The following is a 23646-nucleotide window of genomic DNA, read 5'->3' as shown; positions in this document are numbered from 1 at the left end:
GTCTGAAGGGAGCACAGACCGATGATATCTACCGTGACCGAAGGGATCCGGGCGTACGTAGCGAAGCGAGCGACGTCGCCCGACGACGAACGTGAGACCGACGAGCGGTCCGCGACCGCGCTGTACTCGTGCGGGAATTGCGAGCGGACGTACATCACGGAGGGGATGACCGACTGCCCGCGGTGCGGGGAGGCGGTCGACCGTGAGCCGTCGTTCGCCGAGCTAGGCCTGGCCGTCGACAGGTGACCAGTCACCGGTTTCGAGGACACGATCGGCGTCGACCCGCCCGGCGGCGACGTCGAACGCAGGGGTCGGACGGAGGCTGCCAGGCGCTGTCCGTCGTTCACACGCCACCGTGGCGACGAGCGGCGAGCACGCCGCCGAGCGCGGCGACGACCACCGCTCCGCCCGCGATCGCGGGAGTCGGGATCGACTCGGCCAGCGCGTCGACCTCGGCGACGCCGCCGGCGAGCGTCCCCACGCCGACCAGCGCCTGCCGGTCGCCTGCGGTCACCTGGTTCAGTCCGTCGCGATCGAGGGTGAACGTCGCCTCGACGCGCGCCGTCGCGCCGGGAGCGAGGTGGACGGTTTCCTCGGCGACGGTGCCCCCCGGCGTCCGGATGTGCACGTCCGCTCGCGACGGCCGGTCCGGGTGCCCGGTCACGACGGCTGTCGCCGTAACGTCGTCGCCCTGGTCGACGCTGCGGTCGGAGACGACGAGATCCGAGACGGTCGCCGTCGCGGCCGCCTCGACGGTCACCGTTCGACGGTCGTCGCCGACGCGCAGGTCGTACGTACCCGGTTCCGTCGGCGTCCAGGCCACCGTGCCGGTCGCCCGATCTCCGGCGTCGAGCGAGCCCGCGGTCGCATCGACGATGGCGCCGTCGACGACGAGCGCGGCGTCGAAGTAGCCCGTGTCGGCGTCCTCGTTCTCGATCGCGATGGGTACCGCGGCCGTCTCGCCCGGGACGAGTTCGTCCAGCCCGCCGAGCTGGCCGCCGCGATACGGCCCCGAGACGGTGATCGCGGCGTCGCGAAACCGGTGGTCGAACGCGGTCGGCTCGCCGTCGAACAGCGACCGATAGGCCGACTCGGTGCGCGTGTCTGGAACGGTCTCGGTCTCGACGACGCGTTCGGCCGTCGCCCGGGCGTCGGCCCCGCCGACGGCCTCGACCGCCGCGTAGAACGCCCGCGATTCGAGCGGCGTCTCCGCGACGTTCACCCGTCTGAAGGCGTGTTGCAGTGTCAGGTCACCGTCGGTCGCTCGCCTGATCTCGCGATCGATCGCGAGGAGCGCGGGCGGGCCGCGGGCGTAGGGCGTCTCCGGGTCCGTCCAGGTGTCGGGGTCTGACAGGACGCCCTGGTCGTACGGGTACAGGGAGCCGCGGTCTACGAATCGGCGGAACTCGTCGTACTCGGCGTACCCGAGTTCGAGTGCCAGCGTCGCCGCGTAGTAGTCGGCCTGCCCTTCGACGAGCCACCGGATGGCCTCGGTCGTGCCGTTCCCGACCCCGGCGAACGGCTGTCGCGAGTGCGTGTACTCGTGGAGCCAGACGGACCCCGGGTCGTCGAGCGGTGCGTCGGCCCGGACCCAGGCATCGCTGTCGCCGTACTGTAGTCCGGCCGCGCGCCAGTCGACCTCGCCGACGGGCGCCGCGACGACGAAGAACTCGTCGTTCGGCGCGCCGAGGGTCAACGCCCTGCTCGCCTCGTCCAGTGCCTGGAGAATCGCGTCCGGTGATTCCGCGAGATCGGCCGCCTGTGGGACGACCAGCCGGTGGCGCTCGCCGCCCGCCTCGGCTTCGTACACCTCGACGGGGCCGAAGACGACGATGGTCTCGCCGACGGCACCGTCGCCGGCCACGTCCACCGATCGCTCGACCGAGATCGAGTGGCCGCGTTCGTACTCCCAGTCGAGGGCGAGCTGTGGAACGGCGACGATCCCCCACTCGCGCGTCTCGGCGAAGTCGAGGTCTGTCCCCGCGTCGAAGACTTGCTGCGCGGGTTCCCCGGCGGGATCGCCCGTGTTCGCGTGGCCGCCCCGTCGCTGTCGACGGTTGGTCTCGACGCCGAGGGTGACCGTCGGCTGGGCCGTCTCGCCGTTCCATCGAAGCGTCGACCCGTCGACGACGTCGAAGCCGTCGGCCGACTCGATCGTCGCCCTCGTCGGCACCCGGACGGAGAGTGCGCGTACCGGCTCCGGGATCGACAGGGTCACGACCGCGCCAAACGTGCCGACGTCGTCCGGCCGGTGGTGGAGTGTCGTCGACTGGTCGATCGCGTGCATCGACGCCGTCGCCGCCGGTTCGGCGACGGGCGTCGCGGATCGCTCTAGCGCTGATTCCGTCTCCTCCGCCTGCTCGCCGTCGATCTGCCAGTCCTCGTACGGCGCCCCCTCGGCGAGTCGCTCCCCGTCGAGCGCTCTCTCGTCGGCGACCCGGTGACCATCGATAGACGCCCCGTCGGCGGCGACGGTACCGACCGCCAGCGACGGCGACAGGACGAGCAGGCAGACGATCGCGACCGCAAGACGGTCTCGCATCTGAACGGGTGGTCGGAAGCGAGCGAGCAAATCCCTTGTGGGTTCGATCGATCCCGCGAGAGCGGCGACCGGCACGTGGCAGTCGAACCCGTCGGATCCGCGGGGCTCGAGGCGGAGCCTGGAGAACGCGTCTCTCTCTCTCTCTCTCTCTCTCTCTCTCTCTCTCGATGGTAGCGCGGACCCTGGGAACGGAATTCCCCTCGCTCCACCTCGACGCTCCCCGACGCGATCGGGTACGGGTATCGTTTCTACGACCGATTCGTCGTACAGAACGGTGCGAACTGGTGCGGTACTCGTCGGGTGAGTGTGTCCTGGACTGGGAACCGTTCAAGCGATGTACTCGTCTCCGGCCTCCGTCTCCAGAAATGCGGTGAGGAGATCGATCGTCGCTTCGATGTCGCCGACGGACGCACAGGCAGTGTTGGAGTGGATGTTCCGCGTCGGCAACAGCAGCGCACCGGTCGGTTTCGACCCGTGCGCTCGCTGAAAGGCGGCGGTATCCGTGCCCCCCTGGTTCGTTATCTCGAGTTGATGCGGAATCCCTCTCTGTTCAGCAAGGTCTCGCAGCCGTCGCGTCACGAGCGGATTCGTGATGCTATCCCGGTCTTTGACCTTGATCGCCGTCCCCTCGCCGAGCGACGAGATCCGGTCGTCCTCGTCGAAGTACGGCTGGTCGTTCGCGACCGAAATGTCGAGCGCGATGGCGAGGTCGGGATCGAGATCGGTCGCGAGTCCCGTCGCTCCCCGAAGCCCGATCTCCTCCTGGCTCGTCCCCGCGAAGTGAATCGTCACGTCGGGGTCTTCGATCCGCCTGGCCGCCTCGAGCAAAATGTGAACCAGCGCTCGGTTGTCGAACGCTTTCCCCGTCACGCATTCACCGAGCCGTTCCGTCGTCCGCCGGAGCGTGACCTGGTCACCTGGAGTAACGCGCTCGCGTACTTCGTCAGCGGGGAGCCCGAGTTCGACGTAGACGTCGTCGCTCAGAGCGGGGTGTTCGCCTTCGGTCGGTCGTAAATCGAGTACGTCCTCGGTGAGCATGTGCGGGGGAACGGCTCCGATGATCCCGGGAATCGATCCGTCCGCTGTTCGAACAGTCACTCGCTGGGAGACCGGGGTTGCGGGGTTCGTCCCGCCGATGGTCTCGAGCTCGAGAAAGCCGTCCTCGGTGACCCGTTCGACCATCCATCCCCATTCGTCGATGTGGGCGGCGACGACGACGGAATACGCCGACGTCCCGTCGACCGTCCCGACCACGTTTCCGAGGGCGTCGGCCGACACTGAATCCGTCGACTCCTCGAGTTCCCGTCGGACGATTTCTCGGACGTCGCCCTCGAACCCGCTGATTCCGGTGGCCTCGGTCAATTCTCGTAACAGCTCCCAGTCGAACGCCTCTGACATGGCTGGTACTCTCAGTCACGCCACATCAATGTGTCTCTCGCGAGACTCGCAGACGAAGGCCCTTCTCAGGTCGTGGCAGACGACTTCGTATCGACCGTCTGTCACCGTCGACGCAGACTGTGTGTCCGGGTTGTCCGGCTGCGGGCCGCGTTCGTCGGGAACCCGTCCCGGTGAGGGAACGACTGTCCTCCGTCAATCCGACGCTTCCGCCGTCGCCAGCGGTTCGATCGCCAGCTCCATCGAGACGCCCTCGACGTCCCAGGTCTCGCGGTGGCCGTCGGAGATCGTGATCAGTCACCTGGTGCGGATTCCGACTCCAGGTGCGTCCACGTTCGTTCCGCGTCGAACTTCCCAATCCGCCCCTCGTCGATTTCCCTGGCGCTGTGACGGACTGCTCGTCGTACCGTCTGCGGATCTGGATCCCGGCCCACCTCGAGTAAATCACCGAAGATACTGGCTAGTACTCCAGAAACGATCGGCGTCGCGAAGCTCGTTCCCTTCTGTAAGAGCGGCTCCCGGGCGTCGCCTGCTGGATAGTGCACTGGAGCGAGCGTGTCGGGTTCGCCGTTGTGAAACGAGACGTTTCCTCGCCACGGTTGCTCGAGTCGGTTCTCCTGACAGGACGCACTCACGTCGCATCCCCGCTGGCCACAGAACGGCCCTTCGACTGTCGGATTTCGGATCCAGTACTGCCCAGATTCGGGGGTATCTACGACGTTCGACCGGCAACGCGAGACGAGACCGCCGACACCGATTGCCGAGTCGTTCACTGCCGGGCAATACACACCCTTGACCGACTCCCCATCTCGGTTTCCCGCCGCTGCGACGATCGTCGTCCCGTTCTTCGCAGCGTATTTCGATTCTGTCGCGACCGTGCAGTTCCCGTTACAGGTGTTTGCCGGCTCGTGTGAATGATAGAGGCCGACCGAGAGATTGAGCACGTCCACACCGTCGTCGGCGGCATCTGCGATCGCCTGTGCCAGCGAACTTCGTCTCGTTCTCCCGTTTCGAGCGATGACCCGGTACACCTCGAACGTTGCTCGCGGTGCGAAGTAGCCGAGAATTTCGAGTACGTCCGACCCGTGGCCGGTCGTATCGGCTTCGTCGTCGGCGATGTAATTCCGCCGCCGGTCGATCGTGTAGGCGTCTGCGAGGTCGCCCGTCGGCCTCAGGATCGAATCGACGATACCGACGGTGATGAATCGTCCTTCATTTCGGGCCGTTCCGACGGCGAGCGTCTCACAGTACGATCGATAGACGAACGCCCGGAGCGAGACTATCGAGTCAAACGCGGGCGGGATCGCCCGTTTCCCCGGTTCAGAACCGCCACGTCGTCGTGATCGAGCTCTACGGATGAGATGCCATCGAGGCTACACAGCGCCTCGACCGACGATTTCGGTGCCTCGACGAGCAGCGCGGAGTGACCGATGCGATCGATCACGGACGCGTCGGAGTCGGTAACGGCCGACGTAATTTCGTCTCGATCGCCGATAACGCCGAGGAGCAGTCGGACAGTCCCCTCACCACTGCTCTCACGAAGGGCCTCGACTGCTGGATCGACGTACGCCGGCATTGGTACGTGCTGATTTTGGCTCGGAGAGTCAAATACGTTCGTATACTTCGAATAACAAATATGTTTGCGGGTGCGGTGGGCGCTACGGCGTCTCCGATCCGTCTGTGAATCGTCGGACACGACGTCGTCTTCCTCTCGACAACGGCGCCTGGAAGTCGGGCGTCAATCCGACGCTTCCGCCGTCGCCAGCGGTTCGATCGCCAGCTCCATCGAGACGCCCTCGACGTCCCAGGTCTCGCGGTGGCCGTCGGAGATCGAACGGACTTCGTCGGCGCGTACTTCGTCGCGAACGAGGTCCATGCGCTCGTCGACGAGGTCGGCGACGCGGTCGTCGTCGACGTCGAGTTCGAGGGCGATGCGTTGTTCGACGTCGAGGTCGGCGTCCTTTCGCATCTCCTGGACGCGACGGATGACCTCGCGGGCGTAGCCCTCGCTCTCGATGTCCGCGGAAAGTGAGGCGTCGACGTAGGCGACGCCGTGTTCGTCGCCCTCGATCGTGATCGTCGACCCGGCCACGTCGTCGGGTGTCTGGGTGACGAACGAGACCATCTCGTCGTCGAGGTCGACGTCTTCTCCGAGCACGTCGGAGACGGCCGCTTCGAGTGCGTCGAGGTCCGGTTCCTCGATGCTGGCCTCGTTGAGCGTGTTCATGACCTGCCCCGCCTGGTCGCCGAACGCGGGGCCGAGGAGGCTCATGTCGGCCTCGGCGCTGTATTCGAGTTCACCCCAGCGCTCGTCGGCGCCGAGCACCTCGATCTCGCGGGCGTTGAGCCGGTCGGCGAGCAGGCCTTCGTGGCGCTCCACGGCCTCGGCGAGACGCCCGTCGTTCGCGGCCACGACGACGCGCGGGACCGGCCATCGTAGCTTGCGACCGGCCTGCTGGCGGGCGTTGGCGCCGGCCTCTTCGATGGCGCGCAGCAGTGAGACGTCGGTCTCGAGTTCCTCGTCCGCCCAGCGTTCGTCCGCCGTCGGCCAGTCCTCCATGTGGACGGTGTCGAAGCCGCCGTCGCCGGTGAGGGTGCCGTAGAGCTCCTCCGTGATGAAGGGTGCGTACGGCGCGAGCAGGACGACGATCTCGCGGAGGACCCGGTAGATCGTCGCGTAGGCGGCCGTCTTCGAGGCGCTGTCGGCCTCGTCCCACATGCGCTCGCGAACGGCCTGGACGTAGAACCGGGAGACGTCCTCGACGACGAACTCGATGAGCGCGTCGAGGGCGCGATCCTGTCGGTAGTCGTCGAAGTGGGCGGCCATCTCGGCCGTCGTCGACTGCAGCCGAGCGAGCACCCACTCGTCGACGAGTTCGAGGTCGTCAGCGACCGCATCCAAGTCGGTCTCGACGGGATCGAACCCGTCCAGTCGCATGTACGGCAGCGGGAAGCGGAACACGTTCCACAGCGTCCGGAGGTGGCGTTCCATCGTCTCCATGCCGTCCCAGGAGAAGCGCATGTCGTCGCCCTGCGGGTTCGCCGAGAGCAGGAACAGCCGCATGGCGTCGGAACCGTGGCGCTCGATCGCCTCGTGAGGCTGGACGACGTTGCCGACCGACTTGGACATCTTTCGGCCATCCTCGTCCAGCGCGAAGCCGTGCATGAGGACTTCCTTGTAGGGTATTTCGCCCATCGCGGTCGACCCCATACCGAGCTGGGACCAGAACCACCCACGGGTCTGGTCGTGGGCCTCCATGATGAGGTCCGCTGGCCACAGTGCTTCGAACTCGTCCTCGTTGCCGGGGTAGCCGATGGTTCCCAGGGTGGCCACCGAGGAGTCGAACCAGACGTCGAAGACGTCCGGCACGCGGGTGTAGGTCGTCCCGTCCTCGGTGATCGTCAGCTCGTCGACGGTGTCCTTGTGAAGGTCGACGGTTTCGGGGTCGATCTCCTGGTCGACGCGCTCGGCGAGTTCCTCACGCGTCGCGACGACGATCATGTCGTCGACGGTGACGCCGTTGCCGTCGCCTGTGTCGCTCGAGGCGCCACCGTCGCTCTCGGGCGTCCAGACGGGCAGCGGGATGCCCCAGTAGCGCTGCCGGGAGACGTTCCAGTCGGGGGCCTCCTCGACGAAGTCCCGGAAGCGGTTGTCGCGGGCCCACTCTGGGTGCCACTCGCTGTCCTCGATGTTGTCGAGCAGTTCCTCTTTGACGTCGGTGATCGTGATGAACCACTGCTCGGTGACGATCTGGATGATGCCCGTATCGCACCGCCAGCAGTGACCGTAACTGTGCGAGATCGTCTCCGAGGCCAGCAGCGACCCGTTCGCCTCCAGATCCGCGATGATGTCTTCGTTCGCGTCGCGGACGAATTGCCCTTCGTACGCACCGCCTTCAGCCGTGTAGACGCCGTCGCCGCCGACGGGGCAGAAGATCGGGAAGTCGAGTTCGGTGCCGCGCTCGAAGTCTTCCTCCCCGTGGCCGGGTGCGGAGTGGACGAGGCCGGTCCCGTCGCCGTGCGTGTCGACGTAGTCCGCCGCGTAGACCTCGCAGGCGCCGTCGAAGTCGGGGTGGTCGGGTACCTCGTCGGCCACAGGGTGCTCGTAGGCCCAGCCGAGCATGTCCGCGCCGGTGAGTTCCTCGACGACCTCGTAGTCGTCGTAGCGGCCGGCCGAGAGGACGTCCTCGACTTTGGGTTCCGCGACGTAGAGGAGTTCGGTTTCGCCATCCTCCGCGGCTTCGCCGCTCCGGTCCGCGGAGCGTGGCTCCGCGCTCTTCTCCGCTCGAACTCCGACGTAGTCGCCCGCCTCGTCGACGGCGACGAACGTGTTCGCGGGGATGGTCCACGGCGTGGTCGTCCAGACGACGAGGCTGCCGTCACGATCCGTCAAATCGAATTTCACGTAGATCGAGGGATCCTCGACGTCCTCGTACTCGACCTCGTTGTTGGCGATCGCGGTCTCACAGCGGGGACACTGCGAGATGGAGCGGTGGCCCTTCTCGACGAGGTCGCGCTCTGCGGCCCGCGAGAAGCCCCACCAGGCGGCCTCCATGTACTCCGGAGAGACCGTCTTGTAGGGGTCCTCCCAGTCCATCCAGACGCCGAAGTCCTGGAAGTCGGACTGGAGGCCCTCGAGTTGCTCGTCGGCGAACTCCTTGCAGGCCTCGATGAAGGCGTCTTCGCCGTAGGCCTCGATATCCTTCTTGTTCTCGAAGCCGAGCTGTTCCTCGACTTTCGTCTCGATCGGCAGCCCGTGCATGTCGTAGCCCGGGCGGTCGGTGACGTCGTAGCCCTGCATCCGAAGGAATCGCAGGTAGACGTCCTTCAGCGTCTTGTTCCACGTCGTTCCCATGTGCGCCGCGCCGGAGGTGTACGGCGGTCCGTCGACGAAGAAGAACCGCTCGCCGTCGGCCCGATGGGCTTTCGTCTGCTCGTAGGCGTCGACCTCGTCCCAGTACTCGAAGACCGACTCCTCGAGGGCGTGGGGTTCGTACTGGTCGGCGACCTCGCCGAATCGACTCATATCGGATGGAATAGGCTCCGACGGTAAAGAGGAATCGGTGTGGCGGATTCGGCTGTCGGACCGAAGTCGCCACGTTGTGGCCGACCTTCACGGGCGAGGGCGGACGCTGTGCCATCGTCGCCGACTGCGAGTTCGCGCCCATCCTGGCTCGGTCCGACGGCTCCGGGCCCGGTCCGACACATCGTTCCAGGTCGGCGGATATCTCGTCGGCGCAGAACACACGTCACCGTCGCCCACTGACGAACACACGTCACCGTCGCCCACGGACGTGTGCTATCCCAGGCGGACGTTCCGTCCGTCCTCGACCAGGTCGCCCTGTTCGATCGCGTAGTCGACGACGGCTTCGACCTGGTGGTCCTCCAGGTCGTAGGCCCCGGCCGCCAGCGCCTCGACGTCCGCCCGGGCCATCGGTAACTCCCGGTTCTGCAGGAGACGAAGCACCTTCCCGTACGCCCGCGGTGCCGAGCCGGACGTCGCCTCGCCCGTCCGTGCCGCGGTCGCGGACGCGACGTCGGTCGGCGACGAGTCGTCGGTATCGGTCCCCGTGGCCGCCGACTCTCGATCGTCCCGTTCGCGGCTCGCCCCGTCGGGCTGGATCGCGACGCCTTCGCTCGTCCCGGTCGACCGATCGGGTCGGTCCGGCGTCACCACCGGCTCGGCCGCGTCCCGATCCCGATCGATCCCCGGCGTTCCGCTGTTTTCGGTCGTCTCGGGCTCGTGACCGCCCGAACCGGTCTCGTCCACAGTGGCTTCGTCGTCGCCACCGTCGGCCTCGTCGGTGTACTCGGTGGAGGCGCGTCCGCCTTCCGCGTCGGTGCCCTGCCGTTCGGCGCCGGTCGCGGTGCGAGTGGCGTGGGCGGGCTGTGCAGCGTCCTCGGCTGGCTGTGCAGGATTTTCGACGGGCTGTGCAGCGTCCGTCTCCGCCGTCGACTCCGCACTGGCACGAGCCAGCAGGGGTTGAACGAGTTCTTCGAGCGTCGGCTTGCAGTCGGTACAGAGGACGATTCGACGCTGTTCGGCTTCCGTCGGGTTCAGTTCGGGCGGGACGATCTCGAACGTACCCGCGGCGTCGTCGCCGCAGAAGTCGCAGGTCCGGAGCTGGTGCATGCGTGGTGATTGCCGACCGAACACAAAAAACCGACCGTCCCGTTCGTCGGCTCCGCCGAGATCGGCGAGTCCCCGTGGCTCGTCGATTCCGCGTAACTTCGTTCCTCACCTATTCGTCGCTCACGGCGTCGGGTCCCTCCACGTCGTCGCTCGCCACGTCGCTGTTCGCGATAGCCACGTCGGATCCGCGCTCGGAGACGTTCCTCGTCCGGGACAGATATGTGCGTGGCACCAAAACGGAGTGGCATGTTCGACGAGATCATGGAGAAGTTCGAGGGGTCTCCGAGCCAGCAGGACGTGATCCGGCTGCTGCTCGAGCGAGGCTTCTCCGTCAGCGACGAGGGGCGGGTGGTCTCCGGCGGGATCGAGATCCCCAACACGGGTATCGCCCGCGAGATCGACGTCGATCGCCGTGTCGTCGACTCGACCACCGACGCCATCCTCGACGATCCGGAACTCCGGCGCATCTTCCAGAACATCTCACAGGTGCCGAGTCTGATGGACCTCGCGCCCGTCCTCGACCTGACCGTCCTCTCGATCGAAGTCGACGACCCGGACGCCGAGGGGATCGTCGCGGCGGTCTCCGGCTGCGTCGCCGACCGCGGCGTCACCATCCGTCAGACCATCAGCGAGGATCCGGAGTTCACGGACGAACCACGCCTCTACCTTGTCACCGACCAGGACATCCCCGGTTCGCTCATCACCGAATTGCGCGATCTCTCCTTCGTCCGGAAGATCGAACTACAGTAGCGCTGGGAGACGCGCGGAACCACCGTACTCGCTGTGATGGATTCCTACACCACCGTCGCCGAACCCGCAACCGCCAGCTTCGAGATCCAGGGCTCAGAATTCCTGGGCCACGTTCGTCCCGTCGAGTCGGTCGAGGCGGCCGACACCTTCGTCGACGAGGTTCGCGAGACGTACGCCGACGCCACGCACAACGTCCCCGCCTACCGGGTCCGGACGGACCCCGACGGCGAGTTCCTCCGGGAGTATTCGAGCGACGACGGCGAACCCTCTGGCTCGGCGGGGAAGCCGGCACTGTCCGTCCTGCAGGGTCAAGCACTCGAGAACGTCGCCGTCGTCGTCACTCGCTACTACGGCGGGACGAACCTCGGGGTCGGCGGGCTCGTCAGGGCGTACTCACGGGCCGTGAAGGACGCCGTCGACGCGGCCGGCGTCGTCGAACGGCGCCCGCACGAGCGCGTCGCGATCGGCGTCGACTACGACGACTCCGGCACGGTTCGAGGAATCATCGAGAGCGAGGGCTACGACTTCGACGCGGCGTACGCGGAGGCCGTGACGTTCGACGTCGCCGTTCCCGTCCCGGAGGCGGACGACTTTCGTGATCGACTCCGGAGCGCGACGAGCGGGCGAGTAGATATCGAGTGACGAGCCGTGGACGGGCTCGGACGGTTCACGGCTCGGATACACACTCGTACCCGGCTCTCGGTCGCCGTTTCGGCTACCGGAGTACCGGTGTCGCCGACGTTCGTTCGATCGCTGTCAGGACTGCACCCGGGTCTCCTAGGTCCCCCGCCTCGAATCGCACCTCGAACAGCCCCCGATCGAGGACGATGTCGCCATCCCGTACCCGAACGTGTTTGACCGTCGACCACGGCACGAACGACCGGGCGTGGGGACGCCCTTTTACGAGTCCCGTCTCGTAGATCCGTATCTCGGGTTCGCGACCCCACTTTCCGAGGTGCCATCTCCCTTCGACTACGGCACTCTCAGCCCATAGTGCGAGCAACCCGATCCACAGGACCATCGTCGTCCAGTCCCCCTCGGACCCGTTCCCGAGGACCATCAGCGCCAGTAGCGCTACGAGTGCGACGTCGACGAGGCCGGAGCTGGGAACCTCCCACCTGACCGATGCGACGGGTGTAGACGGCGTGATCCGGTCTACGTGGCGCGTTCGCGCCATCGTCCCCAGGGCCCAGGCCGCGAGTCCGACAGCGACGGTCGCGCACAGGCTCACGTCGGTGACCCGTGCCGGCACGTCCGCCACAATCGGGCCGAGTGCGATCACTCCCAGCACGATCGCCGGACCTGCGAGCGCCGCCCGACGTTGGAGGCTCTTTCCCAGATGCGTCGACAGGAGGCCACTGCGGCCGGCGAGACCGACTCCTGCGAGGAGGCCGACCGGCGAACCCGATCCCGCCGGTGGCACCGATCGCCGTCCACGTCTCGCCGGTCAGCGCGGTAGCGACCGCGACCGAACCGGCGAGTGTGGACCCGACGTACGCGCCGACGGCGAGGCGAACGCGCCGATCCGCGTCCACGGTTCGATCCCGGTCGCCCATCGTCGTACAGTCGCGTCGTTCTCGTCGCGAGAAAATCGTCTCCCTTCGCGCTCCCGATACCCTTCGAAGCGAAACATATAATCGGTGCCGGACGGTGTCACGGGGTATGCACCCGATTGACGCGGCTGATTTTCACGACCTCGTGCAGGTGGGCGATCCGCGACTCTCCCCGGACGGGGAGCGGGTCGCGTTCGTCCGGACGACGGCCGACGACGAGCAGACGTCGGTGGCGACGATCCACGTCGTCCCGACCGAGGGCGGCGAGGCGCGGCAGTTCACCGTTGACGAGGGCGTCGACAGCGAACCCCGGTGGAGCCCCGACGGCGAGCACCTCGCGTTCGTCAGCACGCGCGGCGCCGACGACGACCGCCCCCAGTTGTGGGTCCTGCCGACGACGGGCGGCGAGGCCCGCCAGGTGACCGAGGTCGCCGGCGGCGTCTCCGGCATCGAGTGGAGTCCCGACGGGTCGCGCATCGTCTTCACGCAGGCGTCGACCCCTGAGGACCGCGAGGAGGGCCGGGACCTGTCTGTCGACCCCGACTTCGAACCCGAGACACCGGATCCGCGGGTCATCGACCGGCTCAACTTCCGGTCGATGCAGCGGTACTCCGACGGCCGGCGCAACCACGTCTACGTTCTCGACGTCGAGACGGCGATCGAGGCCGCCGAGGCGGCGGGCGACGACCCGTCCCGCGAGGACGCGCTCACGCGACTCACCGACGGCGACGCGGACTACGTCGGTCCCGCCTGGGGTGACGACGGGACGATCTACTACGCGAGCAAGCCGTCGGACGAGGCCGTTCCGGACGACTCGGTCGAACTCGAGATCTACGTACATCCTCTCGCCGACGAGGCCGACCCCGAGGTACTCACGCGGACGATCGGCTGGGGCGGGATGATCGAGGCGACGACCGACGGCCTGGTCGCGTTCCCGCGAACGCCCGAAGAGCGGATGACGATGCGACAGGTCGACATCGTCGTCCACGACACCGAGACCGGCGAGGAGGTCGTTCCGACGGACCCACTCGACCGGACGCTCTCGCGGGCCGGCTTCCAGTGGGGACCGGACGAGGAGTCGCTCTTCTTCGCGACGCCCGACGAGGGAGCGGTTCGCGTGTGGTCGGTCCCCGGCGACGCGAGCGCCGACCCGACGTCCGTCTACGACGATCGGGCCCACGTCGACGGGTTCTCCGTCGGCGACGAGCGCGTGGCCGTCACCCAGAGCGAGTGGGACCACCCCGGAGACGTCTTCCTCGCCGATCGATCTGGCGGCGACGCGGCCCGCCTCACCGCGGTCAACACCGGGTACTTCGACGACCACGCGGTCGCCGAACCCGAGGAGGTCTGGTTCGAGAGCGATGGGGCCGAGTGCCAGGGGTGGCTGCTGACGCCACCGACGGACGTCGACGCGTCGGGCGCAGCCGTCGACCGCATCGGCGAGGAACCGTATCCCCTCGTCGTCGAGATCCACGGCGGCCCGCACGTCCAGTGGACCACGTCGGGCACGATGTGGCACGAGTTCCAGACACTCGCCGCCAACGGCTACGCCGTCTTCTGGTCGAACCCGCGGGGATCGACGGGATACGGCGAAGACCACGCCGTCTCCACGTATCGCGACTGGGGCGACAAGACGCTCGAGGACGTTCTCGCGGGCGCCGACGCAGTGAGCGAGCGCCCCGAGATCGACGCCGACGAGCAGTACGTCACCGGCGGCAGTTTCGGCGGCTACATGACCGCCTGGGCCGTCGGGCGCACCGACCGCTTCACCGCCGCGGTCTCACAGCGCGGCGTCTACGACCTCACCGGTTTCTACGGGTCGACCGACGGCGCCTACAAGCTCGTCGAGTACGACTTCGGCACCACGCCGTGGGAGGAACCCGACTTCCTCTGGGACCACTCGCCGGTCTCGCTCGTGCCCGAGATCGACACGCCCACGCTGCTCATCCACTCCGATCGTGACTACCGGACGCCCGCCAACGGCGCCGAACTTTACTACACCGGGCTGAAGAAACACCGCGTCGAAACCCGTCTCGTCCGCTATCCTCGCGAAGGACACGAACTGTCGCGCTCGGGCGAGCCGGGCCACGTCGTCGACCGCATCGAGCGCATCGTCCGCTGGTTCGACGGCTACTCCGACCGGAAAGACGTCCCACCGGCACTCGAACGCGACCCGAACGCCGATCTGTCGGCCGCTGGCGACGCCGACGAGGACGCCGCCGACGGCGAGGACGCCGATGTAGACGGTTGACGGAGCGACTGTCGGCGCAGTCTCACACCGGTGACCGTCCTGGACGGTCGTCCCGGCGCCTCACTTCGCGACGTCGTTGATGCCGCTCTGGACGAGGAACCAGAACGCCGGGGGGAAGACGAGGGTCAGGACGAACAGGAGGACACCATCCTGGTCGGTGACGGCCTCGCAGTCGTGTGACGTCCGCCACATGACGATCAGGTTGTAAATCGGGATGAACAGCCCGACCGTACGCATCAGGGGGGCGAAATTGGCGTCGGTCCCGTCGTTTAGCTGCGTGTGTGTGACGTGGTACCAGTATATCCAGTAAAACCCGAGCGTGAGCACCGAGAACAGTACTTGCTTCCCGAGCGATCGCGTCCTGAACGCTCCCGCGTTCGTCACCGAGGTTGTGTTTGCACCCATGTCGCCCACTGGTTACACAATTGGTATAACTTTTCTCATTGCTCTCTGACACGCGTCCCGGGGAAGAACGTCGGCTGGGTACACTCTGGCGCTCGAACGTAACGGCCGATCGTGGGCGGCCGCGGGTCCGAGAGGGTGGATCCACTCTCGACGGCGACCGCCCTTAGGTCGTCCGGAACGCCCGATCTCCGGCGTCGCCGAGGCCGGGGACGATGTAGCCGTCGTCGTCGAGGTAGTCGTCGATCGAGACGGTAAGCAGGTCGGCCTGCGGGAACGCGTCGCCGACGCGGAGCAGCCCCTCGGGAGCCGAGACGGCCGAGAGAACGATCAGGTGCTCCGGGTCGGGCGCGCTGTCGACGACGTGGTCCAGGACGGCGTTCATGGTCGACCCGGTCGCGAGCATCGGATCGGCGACGATGACGGTGTCGTCTTCGGTGATCTCGGGGAGCTTGACGTAGTCGATGGTGATCGGGAACGAGCCATCCTCGGTTCGCCCGCCTTCCTCGTCGCGACTGGCGCTGATGACGCCCTGGCGGGCGCGCGGGAACGCCTTCAGTAGCCCTTCGACGAACGGCGTCGCCGCGCGGAGGACGTTGATGATGACGACGTCGTCGAGGCCCTTGACGCGCTCGCCCATCGTCGGTTCGAGCGGCGTCTCGATCTCGACGTACTCGGTCTCCATCCGCCCGTCGATGATCTCGTAGCCACAGAGCCGGCCGAGCTTCACCAGACCCTTCCGGAACGCGACCTGTTCGGTCTCGATCGATCGGAGTCGAGAGAGCGTGTCCCTGGCCAGGGCGTGCGTGACGAGGTAGGCGTCGTCGCGATCTTCGATCGGCATGGAGGGTACTCCGAACAGTATCTGCCTCAACCTTGCGGTCTCCCGCTACGGGCCGGTTCCACGCCGAGGCGGCGAGCTCACGAGCGATTTGCAGTCTCGTCGCAACGCACCGCGGGTCGGACGCGGGGGCGACGACCGTGCGCACATATGCCACGCCCGGCCCTTTCGGCGACGAAGTTTATATCGACGCGACTCATAGACCCGCGCCAATCGGATGGAAGAGAGCATCTCCGGGTTCAAGATCCGCGGCGACTGGGGCGACGTCGTCGAGCACGGCGAACGGATCACTGCTGCCCTCCGGGAGGCGGGCGCCCACGACGCCGAGATTGACGTCGGCAGCCAGTACGCCGACGCCTTCGCCGAGTGGGACGAGTGGCGGCCGAAGACCCACGAGCGCCTCGACAGCGACGTCAGCGAGAAGACCGCCGAACAGGCCCGCGTCGAGGAGGGAAAGGGCGAGAAAGCCGGGAAGGGCCCCGACGACGACATCAAGACTGCCGGTGAGAAACTCTCGGAGTCCTACAAGGCCCTGGAAGAGGACGAGGCGGACGAAGCCGTCGACAACTGGAGGCGCTCGATCGACTACGTCGCCCGCGCGGCCGACTCCGCCGGCCGGAAGGCGATCCGCCGCGTCGAGGATACCGTCTACCAGCGCGTGATGACACAGCTCGCGCCCTACTACTTCGACAACGAACTGATCAGCGCCAACGTCCAGCAATCCGGGCGGGGAAACGGGGGCGAGGAGTTCGTCTTCGAGGTCAACGTCAACGACGACGACCTCAAAGAACGGGTTTCGAACACGCTCGCCGACCTCGACGACGAGGTCGACCGCTGGCACGTCGAGACCGAGAAGGACACCGAGACCGTCGAGGCCGCCGAAGGGGTCGAACCGCCGCCGGAACCGGAGGACAGTTCGCGCTCGACCACGACGTAGTGTCGGCCATCCCGACCGGAGACGGCGGTGACTGCCGTCGACTCGACACGTGGGCGCCTGCGGGTTCGGGACCACTGCGAACGCACCATCGGACTCGTTCGGCTCGGCGATTTTCCACGTACTATCGCACGTCGGTCGGCACACACTTGTACGATCCACCGGTACGGGCGGGTAGATGGTCGACGTAGCGACGCTCGGGACGTTCCTCCTCGCCGCCGGTGCCAGCCTCTTCATGGCGTGGTCGATCGGTGCCGGGTCCAGTGGGTCGACGCCGTTCGCCCCGGCCGTCGGCGCAAACGCCATCTCGGTGATGCGAGCGGGCTTTCTCGTCGGGCTGCTCGGCATCTCCGGGGCGATCTTGCAGGGACAGAACGTCTCCGAGGCGATGGGTCGCGACCTCATCGCCGGTGTCTCGCTCACCCCCGCCGCGGCGACGCTCGCGCTCTCCATCGCGGCGGTTCTCGTCGCCACCGGCGTCTTCACCGGCTACCCGATCGCCACCGCCTTTACCGTCACCGGATCGGTGATCGGCGTCGGGCTCGCCCTCGGCGGCGACCCGGCGTGGGCGAAGTACACCGAGATCGGGGCGATGTGGCTCCTCACGCCGTTCGTCGGCGGCTTCGTCGCCTACCTCATCGCGCGCGCTCTGCGGGACGAGCCGATCTCCGAGCGCGCGATGGTGACCGTCCTCGCCGCGCTGATCGGAATCATCGTCGCCAACATCGAGTTCGCCGTCCTCGCGAGCAGCGGCGAGGCCGCCTCGATCGCCGTGGCCGGTGGCGGTCCGATTCCAGGGCCGGCGATCGTCGGGTCCCTCCTCGTGACGATTCTGGTCGCCCTCGTCTGGGCCGCTCCTACCGCGGTGGGGATGGGGAACGATCCCGTCCGGACCGAACGGACGTTCCTCCTCGTCATGGGCGGACTCGTCGCGTTCTCGGCCGGTGGCAGCCAGGTCGGCCTCGCGGTCGGCCCGCTCGTTCCGCTCGGCGAAGACATCGGGCTCCCGCTCGTCGCCTTACTCGCCGGCGGGGGCGTCGGCCTGCTCGTCGGGTCGTGGACCGGCGCACCCCGCATGATCAAGGCGATCTCGCAGGACTACTCCTCGCTCGGACCGCGTCGCTCCATCGCGGCGCTCATCCCCTCGTTCGCGCTCGCGCAGGTCGCCGTCCTGTTCGGCATTCCCGTCTCGTTCAACGAGATCGTCGTCAGCTCGATCATCGGCAGCGGCTTCGCGGCGGCCGGCGCCGGGGGCGGCGTCAGCGCCAGGAAGGTCGGCTTCACGATCCTCGCGTGGGTTCTGTCGTTCCTCGGCGCCCTCGCCGTCGGCTTCGGTGGCTTCGCCGCATTCCGGGCGCTCGTCGGCTGACCATCGGCCGCGGACCGAAGGGCCTACCCTCCCTCGCCGACGAGATGTGGTATGACTCAGGCGGCACGCCTCCAGTGGCACCGTGACGCGGACACGTCGGCGCTGATCCGGCTCTGCTGGGGCCTCGGCGCCGGCACGCTGTTCGGCGCGTTGACGCTCGTCGTGTTCGGTCGACTGCTCGGACTCACCTCGCAGGTCGGCGGCCGATCGCTCCTGTTGGCCGCCCTGGCGGGGCTCGCGGTGACGATCCTCGCCCTCGCGCTCACGGACGATCCCGCGGCCAGCCTGGCAGCGGTGACACGGTACGTTCCCGGCATCGACTACACGCCGAGCGACGACGTCGACGCGCGCCTCTCGCGCGGCGTCGACGCCGCGGTCGGGGCGGTGTTCGTGGGCGGCCTCATCTTCGCGCTCGACACCGTCGTCGGCGGCAACGTTGGCCAGTTTTTCGCGGCCGCGACGATCCCGGTTTCACTCGCGTTCTTGCTCGCTGCCGTCTTCATGCGCTCGACCGGCGTCCTCGACCGAGAGGAGGGCGTCCTCTACCTCTACGACCCCGAGGACGTGATCGCCCTCGACACACTGTCGGGCGTCTCTTCTCGGTCCATCGGCGGGACGTCGCTCGTTCGACTCCGCTACCGGACACCGGACGGTGAGTACGTCCCGGGTCCACGACGACTCCTCGTGCCGCGACGCGTCGCTCGCGAACTCGAATCGATCGTCGAGTAACGCCGTTCACCCGCGGTCGCGACTCACCCGCTCTCGCCGTTCTCTGCGGCGACCTCGTCGGCGTCTCCGTCGTGTCCGGCCGCCTCGGGTTTTCGAAGCCGTGCCTTCAAAATGCGCGTGTTCTCGACGCGCTCGACGCGGATCTCGATGCCGTCGAAGTCGATGGATTCGCCCTCCTCGACCAGTCGGCCGGCGCGATTGAAGATGAACCCGGCGATGGTCTCGAACTCCTCGCCTTCGGGGAGATCGACGCCGAGTGCCTCGTTGACGTCCTCGATGTTGACCTCGCCGCGGACGAGCATCGTGCGGTCGTCGACCGTCTCGATGGGTTCGTCCTCCCCGCCCTCCAGGATCTCCCCGACGATCTCTTCAATCATGTCCTCCATCGTCACGAGTCCCTCCGTGGTCCCGAACTCGTCGATGACGATGGCCATGTGCAGGCGGTTCTCGCGCATCTCTGTCAGGAGCTCGTCGACGTTCTTCGACTCGGGGACGTGCAACGTCGGTTGGATGACGTCGTCGATATCGAGATCGCCGTCGTCAGTTTCGCCGTAGTTGCGATCGCGAACCAGGTCGCGGATGTTGACCACGCCGAGGATGTTGTCGAGGCTGTTCTCGTAGACGGGGATGCGCGCGTGGCCGCTCTGGATGCACGTTTCGATGGCCTCGTCGATGCTGTCGTCGACGGCGACGGCGGTCACGTCGAGCCGCGGCGTCATCACCTCCTTGACGATGGTGTTGTTGAACCGGAAGATGCGCTGGAGCATCTCGTGTTCGTCTTCCTCCAGGACGCCCTCTCGCTCTCCCGACTCGATCATCTCCTGGATCTCGTCGCGCGTGACGTACGGCGACTCGATCTCGCCGCCCGAGCCGGTCAGGCGGTTTATCTGGCGGGTGAGGTAGTCGAAGAGGACGACCAACGGGAGCAGGAGGTACTCCGTCGCTTTCAGGGGTGCGGCGACCCGGACCGACCACGTTTCGGTGTTTTCGACCGCGTAGGACTTCGGCGCGCTCTCGCCGAACAGGAGGACGATGGCCGTGATTCCGAACGTCGCGAGCACCACGCCGAGGAGTCCGCCGAAGTGGATCGACAGGACGGCCGTCGCGATCGAGGACATCGCGATGTTCACGATGTTGTTCCCGACGAGGATCGTCACGAGCAGGCGGTGTGGATCCTGCTTCAACGCCTTCACGCGGTCGGCGCCCGGGACGCCCTCCTCGACCAGCCCGTCGACCCGGTGTTTCGGGAGCGAGAACATCGCAATCTCCGACGAGGAGAAGAAGGCAGAGCCAAGCAGGAGGACGACGACGGCGACGCTCCCGAGGACTGTGACCATCGTCGTATCCAGGCCGATTCCGACGAACGGAATCTCGTACGCCGCGAGGACCACCCCTGAAAGCGATCGAAGCACCATTGGCTGTCTGGAGTTTGCACTCGCCCCGATTAACGTTTGTCATGTGGGAAACCAACCGTTTACACTCGAATCGACCGTGTACGCGTCCGATTCCCCAATTCGGAGTGTCTATCGCTGACGTGGGGTCCGCCACCACGCTCGGCACGGGACATACTCCAGGACCGCAGCCGCACCGAGCCGGCGAGCCGTGCCGGAAGCCAACCGTTTTCGGCCGTGACCCACCTAGTCGATCCCATGACCACGGACGACGCCGCACCGATCACGCTCTATCGCCTGCAGGGCTGTCCCTACTGCGAACGCGTCGTACGCGTCCTCGACGAACTCGATCTCGAGTACCACTCCCGGTTCGTCGAACCGCTTCACTCCCGACGGAACGCGGTCAAACGCGTCGCCGGCGTCCGGACGGTCCCGGTCGTCGTCGACGACGAGACGGGCGTCACGATGGCGGAAAGCGCGAACATCGTCTCGTACCTGGAACGCACCTACGGCGAGGGTGAGACCTGATGGTCGACTTCGACGTCGTCGACCTCGGCCCGACCGACCACGTCTCCGTCGGGGAGACGGCATCCGACTTCACCCGCCCGCTGGTCACCGACGAGGGCTGGGAAGACCGATCGTTCGCCGACGCCGCCGGCTCGCCGACCGTCCTCGTCTTCACCACGATGGCCGGCGCGTTCCTGGCGGAGTACACCCTGACCGAACTCTGGGACCGAGGAATCGGCGTCGGCGAATCCACCGCCATCGACGACGGGGCCACCCGAACCGAATCCGCCGCCGACTCCGGTACCCTGACCGCGCTCGCCGACGCGACGGTCCTCGCCGTCTCCATCTCCAGTCCCTACGAACTCGCGCCGTTCCTGCGCGAACACGACCTCCCCTACGGCGTCTTCAGTGACCCGTCGAACGCGGTCGCCGAATCCTACGGTGTCGTCCACGATCTCGACGGGATGACCGGCGTCGCCGAACCGAGACCCGCGATCTTCGTCCTCGACGGGGACCGAACCATCGAGTACGCGTGGGTCGCCACGGAGTGGCCCGACTTCCCCGACTACGACGAACTCGAAGCCGTCCTGGATGACCGGTAGCCGGAGAGCCCCGGGACGGTCGATCGCCGCGCACCCCGGAGCGCTACCTTTTTGCCGCGAATCGCCGGAGTGAGGGATATGCCAGCAATTCGGGACGCCGCCGACGCGATCGGAGACGGCGAGCTCGTCGTCTATCCGACCGAGACGGTCTACGGTCTCGGTGCGGACGCGCTCGACCCTGGTGCGGTCGAACGCGTGTTCGAGGCCAAGGAGCGGGACCGGGAGAATCCGCTCTCGATGGCCGTCCCCTCGGTTCCGTCGGCGCTCGAGTACGTCACGGCGACCGATCGCGAACGTCGGTTCATGGCGACGTTCTTGCCCGGTCCGGTCACGGTCCTCTGCCGCCGGAAACCGTCGGTTCCGGACGTCCTCACGGCCGACCGAGAGCGCGTCGGGATTCGTGTTCCCGACCACCCACTGGCGTTGCGACTGTGTGAACGCGCCGGGACGCCACTCACGGCGACGAGCGCGAACGTGAGCGGCCGGCCGAACGCTCGCCGAGTCGCCGACCTCGACGAATCGATCCGCGACGCGGTCGCGGTCGTCGTCGACGGCGGTGAGACCGACGGCGCCGAGAGCACCGTCGTCGACGTCTCGACGGACACGATTCACCGACGCGGAGCGCGTGCGACCGACGTCGACCACTGGCTCTCGACGCACTGAGCGCCGGTCGCGGCGTCGGTGTCCCCTGACCTCGGGGTGTCGGTCGGCTACCGTCGCCGGAGCAGTGACCGGAGGGTTCGCGTCCGGACACCGCACTTCGGCGCGTACTCACAGTGGTCGCACTTCGAACGATCGTCGGTCCGCGGCGGCGGGCCGTCTATCTCGCGGACGGTCCGGAGCGTGCGCCGATAGGCGGCCTTGCGCCGAGTCGTGAGGTCGATCCGCCTGATCACACCGTGGGCGGGGTACTCGACGTAAGCGGTCTCGACGGGTGCTTCACACTCCCAGGCGAGCCCTTTCGCCGCGGCGACGGCGACGATCGAGTGACTCTCCCAGACGCCCCGCTCGGGCGGCGATCCCGCGGCGACGACGGCGGGCTCAAGCGGCCCTTCGAACACTTTGTCGACGATACCGCGACACTCGCGACCGTCGACCAGTGCGCGTCGACGGGTCGGCTGGCAGCAGTCGCCCCACCGCTCGTGACGAGCCTTCGCATCGGCGAGTCGACGCTGGTAGATCGCGGGGTCGACCTCGATCGGCTCCGCAGCGAGCGAGAGCCGGTCCGCGGCGAGGAGCTCCTCGTATCGGAACGCGAGCGACGTGATCCGCTCGATACGTGGCGGCGGTTCGCGGTCGCCCTCGACCCAGTCGTAGTAACACTGGCGTGGACAGTACGCCGCCGAGCGGAGGTCGCCGAACGTGACGTCGGACATGGGCCCGGCTGGGCGCGTCTTTCGGTATAAACCCTCGACCCGCTCCCCGTCACCGTCGGTGCCGGACACGGATGGTTCGTCGCGGCGAGGGGCCGGTTGCCGGACCGCCAGACTAGAACGAGACGTCGGTTTCCATGCCCTCGGTCGCGTCCTCGAGACCGTCCTCGCGCACGTCACTGGCCATGCGCGTCGACAGTTCCGTGTCGGCCAGGATACTGTCGAACTCGTCGCGGTAGCGGTCGTTCGCCGCGCGCGATTCGGCTCTGGCCTCGGCGATGGCCCGGTAGCGGGTGACTTCGTCGACGTCGCAGTCGAACTCCGCGGCGATCTCCGTCGGTGTGCCGTCGTGTTCTCGGAGGGCGACCAGGTCGACCTCGTCGACCTCGTCGGTCCGCGTCAGGTGGAGTGCCAGTCGCGCATCGAAGACCTCGCCGGGTTCGACGTCGAGGTCGTCGGCGATCTCGTCGTCCTCTGCCCCCTCGTAAAACGCACGCGCGACCGTCTGTAACTCGGCTGTCGTCAGTGACGTATCGAACTCGTACCGCTCGCGCATTCGTTCGATGACGCCCTCGAGCCGGTCCTCGATGTCGCGTTCGTCCTGTTCGAGTGACCCGCGCCCCGCCTCCTGGGACTCGGTAACCGTCTCTTCGTCGGTCACCTCGGTGAAGATCTCCCGCAGTTCCTCCGTCTTCTCGTTCATGGGTGGGAACTCCCGACGGGCGCCTATTTAAGCCTGTTGCCAGGTCCCGCTACGCTGGAGTCGTGATCCCACCGTGCTAGCCGTCCCCTGCGTGGACGAGGTTTTACCCACGAACATCTCACATCCGCATACACCTCAAACCCGCTCACGCACTCTCGATATGCTCTCTCG

At 67.1% G+C, this 23646-nt stretch carries 22 protein-coding genes; 10 read left to right on the top strand and 12 right to left on the bottom strand.

Annotated elements, in window-relative coordinates:
* Nucleotides 1–33 precede the first annotated feature (33 nt).
* Complete coding sequence (locus NO366_RS04655; protein WP_256533160.1) at nucleotides 34–246, top strand: hypothetical protein; 213 nt, start codon at nucleotides 34–36, stop codon at nucleotides 244–246.
* Nucleotides 247–343: 97 nt separating this feature from the next.
* Here the strand turns inward: NO366_RS04655 and NO366_RS04650 are convergent, their stop codons facing one another.
* From NO366_RS04650 to NO366_RS04625, 6 genes are all read right to left on the bottom strand, one after another.
* Nucleotides 344–2542 (bottom strand): CARDB domain-containing protein, encoded by a 2199-nt coding sequence (locus NO366_RS04650; RefSeq protein ID WP_256533159.1) that lies wholly within the window; start codon nucleotides 2540–2542, stop codon nucleotides 344–346.
* 327 nt (nucleotides 2543–2869) lie between these two features.
* Nucleotides 2870–3940 (bottom strand): M42 family metallopeptidase, encoded by a 1071-nt coding sequence (locus NO366_RS04645; protein WP_256533158.1) that lies wholly within the window; start codon nucleotides 3938–3940, stop codon nucleotides 2870–2872.
* A gap of 290 nt (nucleotides 3941–4230) precedes the next feature.
* On the bottom strand, nucleotides 4231–5127 hold the full coding sequence (locus NO366_RS04640) for a S8 family serine peptidase (protein ID WP_343217329.1): 897 nt from the start codon (nucleotides 5125–5127) through the stop codon (nucleotides 4231–4233).
* Nucleotides 5128–5216: 89 nt separating this feature from the next.
* On the bottom strand, nucleotides 5217–5513 hold the full coding sequence (locus tag NO366_RS04635) for a hypothetical protein (protein WP_256533157.1): 297 nt from the start codon (nucleotides 5511–5513) through the stop codon (nucleotides 5217–5219).
* Between the two features lie 162 nt (nucleotides 5514–5675).
* Nucleotides 5676–8963, bottom strand: coding sequence for an isoleucine--tRNA ligase (gene ileS / locus NO366_RS04630; RefSeq protein WP_256533156.1), 3288 nt, complete (start codon nucleotides 8961–8963; stop codon nucleotides 5676–5678).
* A 273-nt stretch (nucleotides 8964–9236) separates the two neighbouring features.
* Nucleotides 9237–10070, bottom strand: a complete 834-nt coding sequence (locus tag NO366_RS04625) for a hypothetical protein (protein ID WP_256533155.1) — start codon at nucleotides 10068–10070, stop codon at nucleotides 9237–9239.
* Between the two features lie 246 nt (nucleotides 10071–10316).
* Between NO366_RS04625 and trpY the strand changes: the two genes are divergently transcribed.
* Together trpY and NO366_RS04615 are read left to right on the top strand one after the other, a co-directional pair.
* Entirely contained in the window at nucleotides 10317–10820 is a 504-nt protein-coding gene (gene trpY, locus NO366_RS04620) for a TrpY family transcription regulator (protein ID WP_256533154.1), read from the top strand.
* A gap of 36 nt (nucleotides 10821–10856) precedes the next feature.
* Entirely contained in the window at nucleotides 10857–11462 is a 606-nt protein-coding gene (locus tag NO366_RS04615) for an IMPACT family protein (protein WP_382274626.1), read from the top strand.
* 73 nt (nucleotides 11463–11535) lie between these two features.
* Here NO366_RS04615 and NO366_RS04610 read toward each other — a convergent pair whose 3' ends face one another.
* Nucleotides 11536–12243 (bottom strand): hypothetical protein, encoded by a 708-nt coding sequence (locus NO366_RS04610; RefSeq protein WP_256533152.1) that lies wholly within the window; start codon nucleotides 12241–12243, stop codon nucleotides 11536–11538.
* Between the two features lie 239 nt (nucleotides 12244–12482).
* On the opposite strand from NO366_RS04610, the gene NO366_RS04605 reads away from it, so the two are divergent.
* On the top strand, nucleotides 12483–14624 hold the full coding sequence (locus NO366_RS04605) for a S9 family peptidase (RefSeq protein ID WP_256533151.1): 2142 nt from the start codon (nucleotides 12483–12485) through the stop codon (nucleotides 14622–14624).
* 60 nt (nucleotides 14625–14684) lie between these two features.
* Here the strand turns inward: NO366_RS04605 and NO366_RS04600 are convergent, their stop codons facing one another.
* Nucleotides 14685–15029, bottom strand: coding sequence for a DUF4234 domain-containing protein (locus tag NO366_RS04600; RefSeq protein WP_256533150.1), 345 nt, complete (start codon nucleotides 15027–15029; stop codon nucleotides 14685–14687).
* Nucleotides 15030–15192: 163 nt separating this feature from the next.
* Nucleotides 15193–15870 (bottom strand): uracil phosphoribosyltransferase, encoded by a 678-nt coding sequence (upp, locus tag NO366_RS04595; protein WP_256533149.1) that lies wholly within the window; start codon nucleotides 15868–15870, stop codon nucleotides 15193–15195.
* Between the two features lie 214 nt (nucleotides 15871–16084).
* Between upp and NO366_RS04590 the strand changes: the two genes are divergently transcribed.
* The 3 genes from NO366_RS04590 (at nucleotide 16085) to NO366_RS04580 (ending at nucleotide 18899) form a co-directional block, all read left to right on the top strand.
* On the top strand, nucleotides 16085–16804 hold the full coding sequence (locus NO366_RS04590; RefSeq protein ID WP_256533148.1) for a DUF5828 family protein: 720 nt from the start codon (nucleotides 16085–16087) through the stop codon (nucleotides 16802–16804).
* Nucleotides 16805–16979: 175 nt separating this feature from the next.
* Complete coding sequence (locus NO366_RS04585; RefSeq protein ID WP_256533147.1) at nucleotides 16980–18170, top strand: inorganic phosphate transporter; 1191 nt, start codon at nucleotides 16980–16982, stop codon at nucleotides 18168–18170.
* A gap of 51 nt (nucleotides 18171–18221) precedes the next feature.
* Entirely contained in the window at nucleotides 18222–18899 is a 678-nt protein-coding gene (locus NO366_RS04580) for a hypothetical protein (RefSeq protein ID WP_256533146.1), read from the top strand.
* Nucleotides 18900–18922: 23 nt separating this feature from the next.
* On the opposite strand, the gene NO366_RS04575 is transcribed toward NO366_RS04580, so the two are convergent.
* Entirely contained in the window at nucleotides 18923–20314 is a 1392-nt protein-coding gene (locus NO366_RS04575) for a hemolysin family protein (protein ID WP_256533145.1), read from the bottom strand.
* Between the two features lie 234 nt (nucleotides 20315–20548).
* Here NO366_RS04575 and NO366_RS04570 point away from each other — a divergent pair, with 234 nt between their 5' ends.
* The 3 genes from NO366_RS04570 (at nucleotide 20549) to NO366_RS04560 (ending at nucleotide 22062) form a co-directional block, all read left to right on the top strand.
* Complete coding sequence (locus NO366_RS04570) at nucleotides 20549–20818, top strand: glutaredoxin family protein (protein WP_256533144.1); 270 nt, start codon at nucleotides 20549–20551, stop codon at nucleotides 20816–20818.
* A complete protein-coding gene (locus tag NO366_RS04565) occupies nucleotides 20818–21399 on the top strand; it encodes a redoxin domain-containing protein (RefSeq protein WP_256533143.1) in 582 nt (193 codons plus the stop codon). The genes NO366_RS04570 and NO366_RS04565 overlap by 1 nt, the downstream gene beginning before the upstream one ends.
* 78 nt (nucleotides 21400–21477) lie before the next feature.
* Complete coding sequence (locus tag NO366_RS04560; protein WP_256533142.1) at nucleotides 21478–22062, top strand: L-threonylcarbamoyladenylate synthase; 585 nt, start codon at nucleotides 21478–21480, stop codon at nucleotides 22060–22062.
* A 47-nt stretch (nucleotides 22063–22109) separates the two neighbouring features.
* On the opposite strand, the gene NO366_RS04555 is transcribed toward NO366_RS04560, so the two are convergent.
* Together NO366_RS04555 and NO366_RS04550 are read right to left on the bottom strand one after the other, a co-directional pair.
* Entirely contained in the window at nucleotides 22110–22775 is a 666-nt protein-coding gene (locus tag NO366_RS04555; protein WP_256533141.1) for a CRISPR-associated protein Cas4, read from the bottom strand.
* Between the two features lie 112 nt (nucleotides 22776–22887).
* Nucleotides 22888–23475: a conditioned medium-induced protein 4 gene (locus tag NO366_RS04550; protein ID WP_256533140.1), complete on the bottom strand. Its 588-nt coding sequence runs from the start codon at nucleotides 23473–23475 to the stop codon at nucleotides 22888–22890.
* Nucleotides 23476–23646 lie beyond the last annotated feature (171 nt).

The organism is Halovivax cerinus, from assembly GCF_024498195.1.
In the GTDB taxonomy this organism is placed as follows: domain Archaea; phylum Halobacteriota; class Halobacteria; order Halobacteriales; family Natrialbaceae; genus Halovivax; species Halovivax cerinus.
The sequence above is the reverse complement of the archived record's forward strand: the minus strand, read 5'-3'. Positions and strand labels throughout refer to the sequence as shown.